The 13,433-nt window shown below is 66.4% G+C and carries 16 protein-coding genes; 2 read left to right on the top strand and 14 right to left on the bottom strand.

What is annotated here, in order from left to right:
• Positions 1-87: 87 nt before the first annotated feature.
• Positions 88-942: an AraC family transcriptional regulator gene (locus tag QO011_RS38800; RefSeq protein WP_307284911.1), complete on the bottom strand. Its 855-nt coding sequence runs from the start codon at positions 940-942 to the stop codon at positions 88-90.
• A 147-nt stretch (positions 943-1,089) separates the two neighbouring features.
• Between QO011_RS38800 and QO011_RS38795 the strand changes: the two genes are divergently transcribed.
• Together QO011_RS38795 and QO011_RS38790 are read left to right on the top strand one after the other, a co-directional pair.
• Positions 1,090-1,785 (top strand): O-methyltransferase, encoded by a 696-nt coding sequence (locus tag QO011_RS38795; RefSeq protein ID WP_307284920.1) that lies wholly within the window; start codon positions 1,090-1,092, stop codon positions 1,783-1,785.
• The gene (locus tag QO011_RS38790; RefSeq protein ID WP_307284908.1) at positions 1,785-2,531 is read left to right on the top strand and encodes a siderophore-interacting protein; all 747 of its coding nucleotides are present in this window, start codon (positions 1,785-1,787) and stop codon (positions 2,529-2,531) included. Before QO011_RS38795 ends, QO011_RS38790 begins: the two co-directional genes overlap by 1 nt.
• Positions 2,532-2,617: 86 nt before the next feature.
• On the opposite strand, the gene QO011_RS38785 is transcribed toward QO011_RS38790, so the two are convergent.
• From QO011_RS38785 to QO011_RS38725, 13 genes are all read right to left on the bottom strand, one after another.
• A complete protein-coding gene (locus QO011_RS38785; protein ID WP_307284907.1) occupies positions 2,618-3,382 on the bottom strand; it encodes a sugar phosphate isomerase/epimerase family protein in 765 nt (254 codons plus the stop codon).
• 33 nt (positions 3,383-3,415) lie between these two features.
• A complete protein-coding gene (locus QO011_RS38780) occupies positions 3,416-3,892 on the bottom strand; it encodes a heme-degrading domain-containing protein (RefSeq protein WP_307284904.1) in 477 nt (158 codons plus the stop codon).
• Between the two features lie 80 nt (positions 3,893-3,972).
• Complete coding sequence (locus QO011_RS38775) at positions 3,973-4,461, bottom strand: VOC family protein (protein WP_307284900.1); 489 nt, start codon at positions 4,459-4,461, stop codon at positions 3,973-3,975.
• A gap of 81 nt (positions 4,462-4,542) precedes the next feature.
• Positions 4,543-5,010, bottom strand: a complete 468-nt coding sequence (locus tag QO011_RS38770) for a VOC family protein (protein ID WP_307284897.1) — start codon at positions 5,008-5,010, stop codon at positions 4,543-4,545.
• Positions 5,010-5,510, bottom strand: coding sequence for a VOC family protein (locus QO011_RS38765; RefSeq protein WP_307284894.1), 501 nt, complete (start codon positions 5,508-5,510; stop codon positions 5,010-5,012). The genes QO011_RS38770 and QO011_RS38765 overlap by 1 nt, the downstream gene beginning before the upstream one ends.
• Positions 5,511-5,540: 30 nt before the next feature.
• On the bottom strand, positions 5,541-6,530 hold the full coding sequence (locus QO011_RS38760; RefSeq protein ID WP_307284892.1) for an aldo/keto reductase: 990 nt from the start codon (positions 6,528-6,530) through the stop codon (positions 5,541-5,543).
• Positions 6,531-6,606: 76 nt separating this feature from the next.
• Entirely contained in the window at positions 6,607-7,008 is a 402-nt protein-coding gene (locus tag QO011_RS38755; RefSeq protein WP_307284889.1) for a nuclear transport factor 2 family protein, read from the bottom strand.
• The gene (locus QO011_RS38750; protein ID WP_307284887.1) at positions 7,005-7,856 is read right to left on the bottom strand and encodes a carbohydrate ABC transporter permease; all 852 of its coding nucleotides are present in this window, start codon (positions 7,854-7,856) and stop codon (positions 7,005-7,007) included. The genes QO011_RS38755 and QO011_RS38750 overlap by 4 nt, the downstream gene beginning before the upstream one ends.
• Positions 7,853-8,797, bottom strand: a complete 945-nt coding sequence (locus QO011_RS38745) for a carbohydrate ABC transporter permease (RefSeq protein WP_307284884.1) — start codon at positions 8,795-8,797, stop codon at positions 7,853-7,855. The genes QO011_RS38750 and QO011_RS38745 overlap by 4 nt, the downstream gene beginning before the upstream one ends.
• 56 nt (positions 8,798-8,853) lie before the next feature.
• A complete protein-coding gene (locus QO011_RS38740; protein ID WP_307284881.1) occupies positions 8,854-10,116 on the bottom strand; it encodes an ABC transporter substrate-binding protein in 1,263 nt (420 codons plus the stop codon).
• A gap of 164 nt (positions 10,117-10,280) precedes the next feature.
• The gene (locus QO011_RS38735) at positions 10,281-11,159 is read right to left on the bottom strand and encodes a carbohydrate ABC transporter permease (RefSeq protein ID WP_307284878.1); all 879 of its coding nucleotides are present in this window, start codon (positions 11,157-11,159) and stop codon (positions 10,281-10,283) included.
• A gap of 16 nt (positions 11,160-11,175) precedes the next feature.
• The gene (locus QO011_RS38730) at positions 11,176-12,102 is read right to left on the bottom strand and encodes a carbohydrate ABC transporter permease (protein WP_307284875.1); all 927 of its coding nucleotides are present in this window, start codon (positions 12,100-12,102) and stop codon (positions 11,176-11,178) included.
• A 57-nt stretch (positions 12,103-12,159) separates the two neighbouring features.
• Complete coding sequence (locus QO011_RS38725; RefSeq protein WP_307284873.1) at positions 12,160-13,416, bottom strand: ABC transporter substrate-binding protein; 1,257 nt, start codon at positions 13,414-13,416, stop codon at positions 12,160-12,162.
• Positions 13,417-13,433 lie beyond the last annotated feature (17 nt).

Genomic DNA, 13,433 nt, shown 5'->3' with positions numbered 1-13,433 from the left:
GCCCGGTAGCTCGTCAGGCTCATAACCTGAAGGCCGCAGGTTCAAATCCTGCCCCCGCAACCATCTCAACCAAAAGCCCCGGTCCGCTCAACGCGCCCGGGGCTTTCCGGCGTCTGACACACCCCGCCCCACCGCGCCGCCAAGCCGGCCGCCATGCCGTTCCGACATATAGCGGCCCGGCGAGGTGCCGAGCGCCTTTCGAAACATGGTCACGAAGCTCGGCACGCTCTCGTAGCCGAGGTCGGCAGCGACCTGCTGGATCGAGCCGCCGCCGGCCAGCCACTTGACGGCAAGAACGACGCCGAGCTGCTGGCGCCAGCGGCCGAAACTCATACCGGTTTGCCGGCTCATCAGTCGCGCCAGGGTCCGCTCGCTCAAGCCTGCCCGCTGGGCCCAGACATCCAGCGTTCCCCGATCGGCCGGCGATGCCATCATCGCATCGACGATCCGGCGCAGGCGGGCATCCGTCGGCATCGGCAGATGAAGGTCCTCGACCTCGGCCGCCGCGATCTCGTCGAGAAGCACCGTGATCAGGCGTGAATTCGCGCCGCCTTCCTCATACAGGGCCGGCAGGCGCGCGGAGCGGACCAGAAGCTCGCGGAGCAGCGGCGTCACCGACACTGCGCAGCAGACATCGGGCAGGCCCCGGCTGACGGCGGGATCGACGAAGGCGGCGAAGCCTTCGAGCGTTCCGGTCGCCTTGATGGCATGAAGCGCCCCGCCGGGTATCCACACGGCGCTGCGGGGCGGTACGATCCACAGCCCGCCTTCGACCTCGCAACTGAGGGCGCCCCGCTGCACGAGCAGGATCTGCCCCTTCCTGTGCCGGTGGGGGGCCAATTCGATCCTGCCGACCTCGGCCATCGCCGCGCCGAAGGTCACGACCGGACGGGATATCTCGTCGGGATCGATCCAGTCGCGAGGGGCGCTCAGGATAGGCATGGCTCACCCTCCGACGGGAAAGCGAATTTGACCAGATTGAATAATAATCTGTCCCAGCTTCGGAATGACGCCAGCGCCTGCTCCCTTTATCCAGTCCGCACGGATCAGTCGAGCCTCTCCGGCTGCCGCGATCGGGAAGGAATCCTCATGAATACGCTGAGCACCGGGCGCGTCGCCCAGAGTCTGGACAAGCTTCATCAGGATGCCGAAGCCGCGGACCGGGACTACAGGGCCGAGCTCATGGCCACCATCGAGGCCTCCGGCGCGACGCTGGAACAGGTGATCGGGGAGAAGCTCGCCGAGGAACGGGCGGACTATCGGGCGACCTATCGCGACCGGGCCGACAACTTCCTTGCCGTTTCGCCGGCCTATGGCCGCTTCCTCTACATGCTCGCGCGCGCCTGCAAAGCGACCCGAATCGTTGAGTTCGGCACCTCGATGGGGATTTCGACGATCTATCTCGCCGCCGCGCTCCGGGACAATGGCGGCGGCCGTCTCATCGGCACGGAGCTCGAGCCCGCCAAGGTGGCGCGGGCCCGCGCCAATCTCGACGCCGCTGGCCTCGCCGATCTCACGGATATCCGCGAGGGCGACGCGCTCGAGACGCTCAGGGACGTCGGCGGCGAGGTGGACCTGCTGCTGATCGACGGCGCATTCACCCTTTACCTGCCGGTGCTCAAGCTGCTCGAGCCCCGGTTGAAGCCTGGAGCCGTGGTCCTTGGGGAAAACGCCTTCGAGCCGGGATATCTCGACCATGTCCGCAATCCCGCAAACGGCTACCTCTCGCAGCCGCTCCCGGTCGACGAAGGCCGTGGCAACGAATTCACCGTCAGGACCTTGTGATGCCGGCTATGGACTCGCGTGAACGCCCGGTGGCCCAGGCGCCTGGCCGGCTGAGCAGGGCCTTCGCCCGCATGTTCATGAAACATGCGACCGTTGCCGCATGTGAGACGATTGCCGATCGCTTCCGGCTGATCACGCTGGAAGGCCCGGCGCTCGAGGGCGCTGCATGGACGCCCGGACAGAAAATACAGATCGCGATGGGCTCGGCCTTCGTCGCCCGGACCTACACGCCGATCGAATGGGACCCCGTTGCCGGCCGCACCCGCATCCTCGGCTACGCGCATGGCGACGGGCCGGGAAGCATGTGGGTTCGCGACCTCCAGCCCGGCGACGAATGCGATATTTTCGGGCCACGCCGCTCGCTGGATGTGAGCGCCGTGGCAGGCCCGCTCGCCCTCTTCGGGGATGAGACTGCGATCGGGCTCGCGCACGCGCTCCTGCGTCAGACCAAGGCGCGAGCCGCGGCGTGCCGCTTCGAGGTCGATGACGTCGGCGCCAGCCGTCACGTCGCCGCGTATCTCGGGCTCGATGACGCCGCACTGCTCGCCCGGACGAAGGACGATGGGCACCTGGATGAGATGGAGGCCGCGCTTTCTGCGCCTGCGGCCGCCGGCGCCTCCTTCGTGCTCGTCGGGAAGGCCCACACCATTCAGCGGCTCCGGCAGGGGCTGAAGCGCCTGGCTGTCCCCGCCACGCGCATCGTCGCCAAGGCCTATTGGGCGCCCGGCAAGGCCGGCCTGGATTGAGCAGGTCCGTGGGACCGCTGGCATTCGCGACGATGATCCGCTCGCAAGCCGCGAACGCCTTCGGATGCGCGCCGACCGAGGGCACGTCAGCCGCGAGCCCCGAGCTTGACGAGATAGTCGTAGGAGCGCTGCGCGAGCTGCCGCCAGTCGGCCGGCTCGTCGTGCTCGACGACGAGATGGTCGGCCGGCGTTTCCTTGAACAGCGGCCATAGCGCCGCCCAGTCGACGATGCCGTCGCCCATCGCCGTCCAGCCGCCCTCTTGCCTGGTGCCGAGGGGCGCCGTGTCCTTGACCTGGATCGCAAGCATCCGTTCGCCATAGCGCTTCAGCTCGGCGAGCGGGTCGCCGCCGCCGCGCAGCACCCAGGCGAAATCGATCTCATAGCCGACATCCGCCCCGGCGCCCTCGAAGAGAAGGTCGATCGGGCGCGAGCCGTCCGGCAGAGCGTGATACTCGAAATCGTGGTTGTGCCAGGCGAGCTTCAGGCCCTCGCCGGCAACGATGTCGCGCACGCGCTGCAGGTCCCGCCCGATGGCGCGCCAGCCTTCGGCGGTGGCGGGACGGTCCTCCGGCATCAGATAAGGCGGGATCAGGAGCCGGGCGCCGATGGTCCCGGCAATGTCGATGAAGCGCTGCGGCTCGGCCACCAGGTCCTTGAACGGCAGATGGAAGCCGTAGCAGGCAAGACCCGCCGCATCGATCTTGCGGCGGAAGTCGGCCGCGCTCGCCGCATAGGCCGGCAGCCACGGCTCGACCCCGTCATAGCCGATCTGGGCGAGGCCTTCGAGCTGGCGCTCCAGTGGCGGGAAGTTCCGTGCCGAGTAGAGTTGGAAGGCGATCTTGTAGGCCATGGCGGGCTCCGGATGGGTCGATCGTCGCAGGGTTCAGGCGCTACGCCCGAGGATCTCGCGAAGGCTGTCGGCGATGAGGCGATGATCCTCGACATCGGGCAGGCCGCTGACGCCGGCCGTGCCGATCAGCGTTCCCGATCGGAGGATCAAGGGCACGCCGCCGCCGCTCGCGGCGAACGCCGCGTCCGGCAGGCGGAAGCGGCGATTGAAATCGTAACCCTGCTCCTCCGCCTCGATACGCATCGCCAGCGAGCTTCGATGGAAGCGGTTGGCCACGGCGCGCTTGCGCGCCGCCCAGTCGGAGTTGTCGGGCGTCGCGCCCGGCAGCAGGATCGAGAAGACGAGATCGGTGCCGTGGGCGATCTCGATCGCCACCGGCGCACGGCTCGCTGCGGCCCGCGCGCGCATCGCTGCGCCGAGCTTCCAGGCGAAATCATAGTCGAAGCGGTCGAGGGCGAGAGCCTCCTGTTCGGCGGCGAGATCTTCGAGCGAATAGGCCTTGGCCGGCATGACGGGTCCTCGATCGGGCAGCGGGGCGGAGAGATTGCGCGCCGGCATCGTCGTTGGCGAGGCCGACGCCGCTTGCGCGTTCAGGCCCCCTCGGACTGGAGGCGTCGGATCGCCTTGTACTGCAGGCAGTCCGGCGCCATTTCCATGAGCTCGATCCGGTTGCCGTCCGGATCCTGCAGCCAGGCCTGGCGGTTGCCGTCGAGGCCGTTGGAGATCGTCGGCGTCGTCGTCGGCTGCAGCTCCCGGCCGGTCTCCGTCCTGGTCCAGGCGTAGAGCGTCCCGCCATTGGCGACGATCGCATCGAGCAGCGGCTCGAGCTTGTCCACCGTCAGGCAGAAGTGATGCACGCCATTCCCGTCGCCGCCCGGCGCCCGGTCGGTGGCGGCGTTCGGGAAGATCTCCAGATACTGGGTGTCGGTGATCCGCAGGTAGATCAGGAACAGGCTGCCGTCGTCGTGATGCAGTCGCAGCATCTCTGGGAATTTCAGCACGCCGCTGTAAAAGGCCATCGACTTGTCGACGTCCTTCACCTTGATCGCCACATGGCCGAGGCCATCGATCGCTTTCATTGCCTTGCCTTTCTGAGAACGCGGAATGGGATGACCCGCTCCTCTCGCATGAGGGGCCGGGTCGTGAGGTGCCGCTTCGAGTCAGCTCTTCCTGAAGGTCTCGAGCAGCTCGATCATCACGCCGAGCTGAGGGGCGGTGTCGAGATAGGTGTACATGCCGCTCCCGTCGACGAAGAGGCCCTGCTGCAGCGTCGGGAAGCCTTGCCCGGCCAATCCGGCTTCGGCTGCCTTGGTGTCGGCGACGCGGAAGGCGATGTGATGGACGCCCTCGCCGTTTGTCTCGAGGAAATCGCGCCAGACGCTCGGCGTCTCGTCGGGCTGGATCAGCTCGATCACCAATTGGCCGGTCTGGAAGAAGGCGAGCTTGGCGGTCGCCTCCGACGGCTCGCCGTTCACCGTCGTGCGGGCCTTGTCGAAGCCGGGGGTCTCGATGATCGGCGGGACGGGGAAGCCGAAGGCTTCCGCATATTTCCTCGCCGTGGCGGCGACGTCGTGCACGACGAAGCCGACCTGGCAGAGCGTCTCGGGCCGGAGCACGGGCGCGTTCATCAGCGGACCTCCCCGTTCGGATCGAAGGATTCGAGCAGCTCGAACGTCGTTCCGAGCGCCTTGCCGGTGTCGAGATAGGTGTACATGCCGGTATGCCCGCCATGCGGCAGGCGGCCGGTATAGAAGCCCTGCTGGCTCACGGGATAGCCGTGGCGGGCAAACTCGCGCGCGACGCCATGGCTGTCGGTCACGCGGAAGGCGATGTGATGGACGCTCGGACCATGCTCGTCGAGCCAGTCCTGCCAGACGCTCTTCGGCCCCAGCGGCTGAAGCAGCTCGAAGCCGACATTGCCGAAATGCCAGTGATAGATGCGCGCCTTGGCCTCGGTCGGCTCGCCGTGATAGGTCGCCTCGGTCTCCGAGAAGCCATCGGTGACGTGCACCTCGGGAATCGGAAGTCCGAAGAGGGCGGAATAGCGCTCGGCATAGGTGTCGGCGTCGTCGACGATCAGGCAGATCTGCACGAGCACACGATCGCCCAGGCCTTGTATCGGCTCCATGGAACTCTTTCCTTGTCCAGCGTGTCGGGGTCAGGGGTGATGGTTGAAGAGGTTGCCTTCATTGGGCACGTGCCGGACGATCTCGTCGCTGATCGCGGTCATGCGCTCGAAGACGGATGACGGGATCGCGCCGGACAGCGCCGCCGCATTCGCCTCGGACTGGGCGCGGTTGCGCGCCCCGACCACGACCGAGCGGATGCCGGGCCGGGCGAGGTTCCAGCGGATCGCCAGGTGCATCAGCGGCCGGTCGAGCTCGGCCGCGATCGCCTTCAGCTGCTCGACGCCCGCATGGACATGCGGCCAGATGTCGGAGCGGAACGGCAGGATCCGGTGGCGCTGGTCGCCGGGGGCGAGGTCCGGCACCTTGTCGAACTTGCCGGTCAGGATGCCGTGCGCGATCGAGCTGTAGGTGACGACGGCAATGTCGTGCTCGACGCAGAACGGGACGAGGTCATCCTCCGCATAGCGCCAGAGCAGGTTGTAGCCGAGCTGATGTGCGTCGATCCGGCCGACCTCCTGCACCTGCCGCATCTGGTCGACGGAGAAATTGCTGACGCCGACCGCGCCGATCTTGCCCTGCCGGCGTGCCGCCTCCAGCGCCTCCATGCGCGGCCGCATGTCGACGCCGCGCTGCGGCCAATGGATGTAATAGAGGTCGATATGGTCGGTCCGCAGACGCCGAAGGCTGGCGTCGACCTCCGCGGCCATGGCTGCCGCCGTCGCTTGCGCCGGATTGGCCTTGGAGGCGAGGAAGATCTCGCTGCGCTTTCCCGCCAGGAACGCGCCGTAGATTTCCTCGGAATGGCCCTCGCCATAGCCGCCGGCGGTATCGAAATGGCGGACCCCGCTGTCATAGGCCGCGTCGATGGCTCCCCTGAGGCGCACGTCCTCCTCGCCGGGGGCGGAATAGGCGACGAACCAGGAGCCGCCGAAGGCGAGGGGCAGCTGGGGCGGGAAATCGGCGCCGATGGTGACCGGGCGGATCGACGGGTCGATGCCGGGGCGTGCTGGTTCGGACATGGAGTTTTTCCTCTGCGGAAGTCGGCCTCGGGCTGCGCGTGCGCGCTTTGCGGCCGGGAGCCTGCTGAGCCGTGGGTCACGCCGGCATGCGGTATGAGTTCGCGGTGTCGACCATCTCCGCGATCTCGGTGATGAGGCCCTCATGGTCGAAGGTGAAGATGCACCACAGGTCGGTCGGACGGATGCCTTCCCCGAAGGTGAGGTGCAGACGGGCGAGCACCCGGCTCGGGTCGGCGAAGGGCTCCGTCACCACGCCGATGCCGTAGGGCGGGCGCACCTCGAACTTGCGCCGCGTGGCGCGCACCAGCGCCTCGCGCCCCACCACCGGCGGCACGTCGGTCGACAGGTGGAAGCTCTGCCGGCCGTGGGGGTGCCAGAGCCGTGCCCAATCCTCGATGGTCCGCCGGCGTTCCGCCTCGTAGAGCGCCTCGACCGCGGCGACGTTGCGCCGCCTGATCTCGTCCTCCGTCATGCTCATCCCTTGATCGCTCCCGACGACAGTCCCTGCACGAACGGCCGCTGCACGAGCGCGAACGCCACGACGATCGGCACGCTCGCGAGGATCGACGCGGCCATGATGATGTTCCAGCGGATTGGCGCGGTGGGCTGGGCCACGACCGCCGAGAGCGCGATCGACAGGGTCTGCGTCTGGTTCGTCGTCAGGACCGACGCGAACAGAACCTCGCTCCAGGACAGCACCGTGGCGAAGACCGCGACCGCCACGATCGCCCCGAGATGCGAGGGCAGCACCAGGCGGACGAAGGCCCCCACGTTGCTGAGGCCGTCGATCGTGCCGGCTTCCTCGATGTCGCGGGGGACCGCGGCGAAGTAGCCCGCCAGCACCCAGATGCAGAGCGGCAGGACGAAGGAGAGATAGACGAGGATCAGGCCGGGCAACGTCCCGACGATCTGGAACCCCAGCAGGGCCTGGACCTTGACGAAGATGAGAAAGAGCGGGATCAGGAAGAAGATGCCGGGGAACATCTGGGTCGACAGGATCGCAACCAGGAAGAGCTTGCGGCCCGGGAATTGGTAGCGGGCGATGGCGTAGGCTGCCGCGAGCGCAATCGGGATCGCGATGACGACCGTGCCGGTCGTGACGATCAGGCTGTTCACGAAATACCGCGCCAGCGGCATCTCGTTCCAGACGTCGACGTAAGCCAGCAATGTCGGGCGCGCCGGGAACCAGCTGAAGCTCGTCGACAGGTCGCTGAACGGCGTCGCCGAGGTCGTGAACGCGATATAGAGCGGGAAGACCACGAACAGGCACAAGAGCCCGAGCACCCCGGCCCGCACGATCCGAAAGACGAGAGTGTCGCTGCTCATGCCTGCTGCTCCCCGAGACGGGTGACGCGGAGGTAGGGGAAGACGATGAAGATGCTGAGCAGGATCACCGCCATGAAGGTGACCGCCGAGCCGAAGCTGTAGGCGAAGGTCACGAAGGTCGTCGTGTAGACATTGAGCGGGAAAAGGTTCCCCGCCGCGGGGGCGACCTGCCCGTAGAACACGAACGGCGTCACGAAGTCGTTGAAGGTCCAGACGAACAGCAGCAGGGCGAGAACGCCGAGCTGGGCGCGCACATGCGGGAAGATGACGTGACGGGTCTCGGCCCAGCGCCCCCCGCCATCGACCCTGAGGGCCTCGAAGAGCTCGGGCGAGATGCTCGAGGTCGAGGCGAGCATCATCAGAAAGACGAACGGCCAGGTGCGCCACACCGCCGTGACCACCATGCTGACGAAGGCCTGATGGCCCTGCAGCCAGAGGATGTCGGTCCCGAGCAGGCTGTTGACGGCGCCGTTTCCCTGGAAGGCGAAGTCCCACGCCAGCACGCCGGCATAGGCTGGCACGGCATAGGGGATGATGAAGAAGATCTGCAGGGCTTTGGCGCGCCGGAGGCTCCGCACGAACACGGTCGCCACGAAGCCGATGACGAGGCTCAGCACCACGACGCAGACGACGTAGAGCAGGCTCACGCCCAGCGAGCGCAGGAGCGGGCGGGCAATCACCGGCGTCGCCAGAACGTTGATATAGTTGTCGAGGCCGACGAACGGCGCCCTGAACCAGTCCCGGATGGTGAACTGGTTGACCTTCAGAAAGCTGGTGTAGATGCCGGCGACGATCGGGGCGACGTAGACCGCAAGCTCGCAGATGACGGCCGGCAGCATGAGGGCCCACAGCGCACGGCGGCTGTAGGCAGGGGCCATGCCGCCCATACGGTCTGCGACGCGGCCGCGCAGGGCGGGCGAGGCGGGAGCGAAGGTGGTCATCGAGGTCCGTTCGTCGTGATGGGATGGTGGGACGGCCGCCGCCGTCCCGTGCGCGCTCAGTTCTGGGAAGCCTCGCGGTTCAGCGCCGCGGACTGCACCTCGTCGAGAGCGTCCTTGATCTCGGCGGCGGTGATCGTCTCGCCGTTGGCGACCCGGCCGGCGAGCTGGCCGACGGCCCGGGCATAGGCCTGGCTCAGCGGCCCGTCGTCGGAGTTGATCTGCTGCGCCTGCGCGTATTTCTCGACGATCTCGATGTCGATCTTGTCGACGGCGCTCGTGAACTTGTCCGACTTCGCAGCTTCCTTCGTCACCGGGATCGACCCGTTCTTGAAGTTCTTCTCGACGTTGACGTCGGTGGACAGCAAGTACTTGACCCACTGGATCGCCGCGCGCTGCTTGGTGCTGGACGCCAGGATGATCACGTTCTCGCCGGCGATGTGCGACATCACCGCCTGCGACTTCGGCGGATTGGTCTCCCGCAGCGGCAGCAGCGCGGCGCCGTACTGGTCCTCCGGCAGCGTCAGGGCTGCCTTGCCCTGCGTGAACAGGAAGGCGAGCTTGCCGTTGTTGAAGTCCTGCTCGGCCTGCGAGGCGTTGTACTGGGCGTTCTGCCGCGACATGATCTTGTCCTTGCCGATCCAGTCGAGGAAGAACTGCACCGACTGCACGGCGGCATCGCTGTTGATGGTTGCCTTGCCGGTCTTGTCGTCGAAGAAGTTGCCGCCCCACTGGCGAAGCAGAACCCACAGCCAGGTGGTCATGTTCGACACATTGGCGACGTCCGACCCCACGCCCCAGATCCCCGCTGCGGGGTTCGTCGCCTTCTTGGCATCGGCGATGAACGCGTCCCACGTGGTCGGCATGCTGGTGATGCCGGCGTCGGCCAGGATCTTCTTGTTGTAGACGAGCTGCCAGGTGCCGCCCCCGGTCGGGATCGACACCGGATCCTTGCCCGGATATCCCATGACCTGCGTGAACGCCGGCACGAACTGCGACAGGCCGCCGATCTCATCCATCATCTCCGGCGTCCAGCTCACGACGCCGCCGGTGTCGCTGTAGAGGCCGTTCCAGGTGTTCCCGCCGCCCGCGGCATCCGGGCCGGTATTGCTGGCGATCGCCGCGGCCAGCTTGGAGAGCAGGCTGCTCCAGTCGATGATCTCGACGTTGACCGTGATGCCGGTCTCCTTCCTGAAGCCGTCCACGATCGGCTGCAGCAGCGCCTTGGTCCCGGATTCGTTGAGGCCGTTCTGCGGCGGCGACCAGTATTCGATCGAGGTGACCGTGTCGTCCGCGTGCGCGGCACCCGCACGCAGGAGCATGGAGCTCGCTGCGATCGCGGCCACGGCGGTCGCGACAAGCAGTCGGCGGGTGAGGCCGCCTCGTGACGTCTTGAACTGCACTGTTCCCTCCCTTGATGCGGTGCTTTCGCTGTGTGGCCCCTGCTGGGGGCTTCTTGCCCCGGCGGACGGGACGACGGGCCCGGTCACCCCTTGAGGGCGCCGGCGGTCAGTCCTTCCACGAATTGCTTCTGGAGGACGAGGTAGATCGTGACGATGGGAATCAGCGCCAGGATCAGGCCCGAGCTGAGCGCGGCGTAGTCGGTGGCATAGCGGCCGACGGCCTGGAACAGGGCCGCCTGGATCGTCTTCGAGCCGGGGCTCGAGATGAACGTGTTCGAGAACATGAACTCGTTCCAGATGCCCATGGACTGGATGATGACCACGGTTGCGACGCCGGGCCTGGCAAGCGGCAGGTAGACGTACCAGAACACGCCGAACTCGCCGCAGCCGTCGATCCGTCCGGCATCGCCGAGCTCCCTCGGCAGGCTCATGAAGAAGGACCGCATCAGGAAGATGGAGAAGGCCACGGCGCCGCCGAGATAGGAGAACGACAGGCCGGTCAGCGTGTTGAGCAGGCCGATGCTCTTCAGGAACTGGAACATCGGAATGAGGATCGCCTGGCCTGGGATCATCATCGCGCCGATGAACAGGTAGAACAGGGCGTCCTTGCCGCGGAAATGGAAGCGCGCGAAGACATAGCCGGCGAGCGTGGCGACGATCACGACGATGATGACCGTGAGGCTCGTCACGTAGAGCGAATTGATGAGATGCCTCGGCAGGTCGATGGCATTCCAGATGCGCTGGAAATTGCTCAGGTCGATCTGCGTCGGCAGAAACGAGCTGAAGACTTCGCGCTGGTTCTTGATCGACGTCAGGATCATCCAGACCAGCGGGAAGGCCTGGACGATCATGATCAGGATCAGCGTCACATAGATCAGTGTCCGGCTGAAGATCAGCAGGACCTGCACGCGCGGAATGTCGAAGGTCCTGGCGGAGGCGTGATAATGGGAAATCGCGTTCACGTCTTTGCCTTTTCGGTCAGTATTCGATCTCCTGGCGCCGCCCCAGACGGATCTGGACGATGCTCAGGATGAAGCTGAGAACGAGGATGACGATGGCGATCGAGGTCGCGTAGCCGAGCTGGGGATTGGAGCTCCCCATGGCGCCGAAGGAGGTGCTGTAGAGATAGGTTCCGAGCGTATCGCTGGCGTGGTTCGGTCCGCCGGCCGTCATGACCCAGATCTGGTCGAAGACCTTGATGCCGTTGATGGTGTTGAGAACGACGACCAGCACGATGACGGGCCGCAGCATCGGCACCGTCACGTGCCAGAGCCGCTGCAGCGCATTGGCGCTGTCGATCTTGGCCGCGTCGTAGAGCTCGCCTGGAATGTTCTGCATCGCGGCGTAGTAGATGACGAGATAGAAGCCGAGCGATTGCCAGATCGACACGGCGATGATGCTCGGCATGACCGTGCGCCGATCGGCGAGCCAGAGCTGGGTCAGGCCGCCGAGGCCGATCGAACGGAGAAATTCGTTGAGGACGCCGAAATTCGGCTCGTAGATCATGGCCCAGAGCAGCCCGCTGATCGCGAGCGAGATGATCACCGGCATGAAATACAGCGTGCGGAACAGGACGCCGCCGCGGATGCCGGCGTTGAGCAGGCACGCCACCAGCAGCGGCAGCGTCGTCTGCAGGATCACGGTGACGATGGTGAAATAGGCGGTGTTGCCGAGCGCGATCAGGAAGAGCCGGTCGCCGAACAGGGCGCGATAGTTCCTGAGCCCGACCCAGACCGGGGCGGACATCCCGTTCCAGGACTGGAAGCTCAACACGATGGAGTTGGCCATCGGAATTGCCATGAACACCAGCAGCACGATGGCGGCGGGCGACAGGAAGACGATCGCCGGCCAGTTCCGTCGGAGCGCGGCCGGCAGGCCGGGATCGGGATGGCGGGTCTGCGTCACGTTGCAATCTCCAGATTGCGTCGGCCGAGGGCGGCTCGCCGCCGGTGACGGGCTGACCTAGTTGGCCTTGGATCGCGTCGCCATGACGTCGGCCTGGATCTGCGCCGCGCCGGCGGCCGGCTCGACCGAGCCGTCGAGAATGCCCTGGCAGACATTCGATACGGCGTCCCAGCTGCCGGCCCCGAACAGGATGTGGTCGGCCCCGTCGGTATCCATCCAGGTCAGCATCTCCCGGACCTTCGGGTTCGTGACCTTGTCGCGGGCGCTCGGCATGGCCGGGAAGCCGCCGAGTCCGGTGATGTGGTCGTCATAGACCTCGGGCGAGAACATGTACTTCACGAACGCGATGGCCAGGTCCTTCGCCGGGCTCTTGGCGTTGACGACCCAGCCCTCGCCGCTGCCGTCGCCCGTGAGATGCACGCCACCGGCCGTGACGGCCGGAACCTTGTGGACCGAATAATTGTCGACCCAGTCCTTCGTGGCTTCAGCCTCGAAGACGGCCGGAGCCCAGGAGCCGGTATAGAGCATGGCGGCCCGGCCCTGATAGGCAATCTGCCAGGCCGGCCGCTCGTCGATGCCGTTGACGCCGTCCAGGAAGACACGGGCCTTGGCGAGCCGCTGCAGCAGCGTCAGCGCGTCGACGACCGGCTTCGACTTCCACGACAGGCCCGGCGCCGTCAGGTCGTCCAGCGCATAGACGTCGCCGCCATATTGGGCGATCAGCGGCAACAGGAAGTCAGGGCAGACATTGCGCGCCAGGTTGCCGAAGGCGACCGGCGTGAGGCCGGCCTCCCGGATCTTCGGCGCCATGGCGATCAGCTCGTCCCAGGTATCGGGAACGGCGAGGTTCAGCTCCTTCATGATCCGGTCGTTGGCGAACAGCCCGAAGATCTGCGCGGTCCAGGGAAGCGCATAGACGGCGCTGCCATCGAACGTGAATTGCCGCAGCGGGCCGGGATAGAACTGCTTCAGGAAGGCGTCGTCGACGACGTCCCTGTAGTTGACCGCCAGCCCGGCCCGCCCGAGCTCGGCCGCCTTCACGTGGCCATAGAAGACCTCCGGCAGGGAATTGCCTGCGGTCATGGCCGCGAGCGTCGTCAGATACTGGTTGAACGGGACGAAGTTCGTCTCGATCTTCACGCCGGGATGCTTCGCCTCGAAGCCGGCGGTGATCTTGTCCCACCACGGCGTCCCGGCCGTCTGCATCGGCTCCCAGGACATGACATGAAGGGTCGTGTCGGCGGCGAAAGCCGGACCGCTCAGCGCAGATGTCATCACGACCGCCGCGGCGGCGATGGCACAGGCCATTCTCATTCGGATCGTCCTCCCTG

The sequence above is a fragment of the Labrys wisconsinensis genome (assembly GCF_030814995.1).
GTDB classification, from domain to species: Bacteria; Pseudomonadota; Alphaproteobacteria; order Rhizobiales; family Labraceae; genus Labrys; species Labrys wisconsinensis.
The sequence above is the reverse complement of the archived record's forward strand: the minus strand, read 5'-3'. Positions and strand labels throughout refer to the sequence as shown.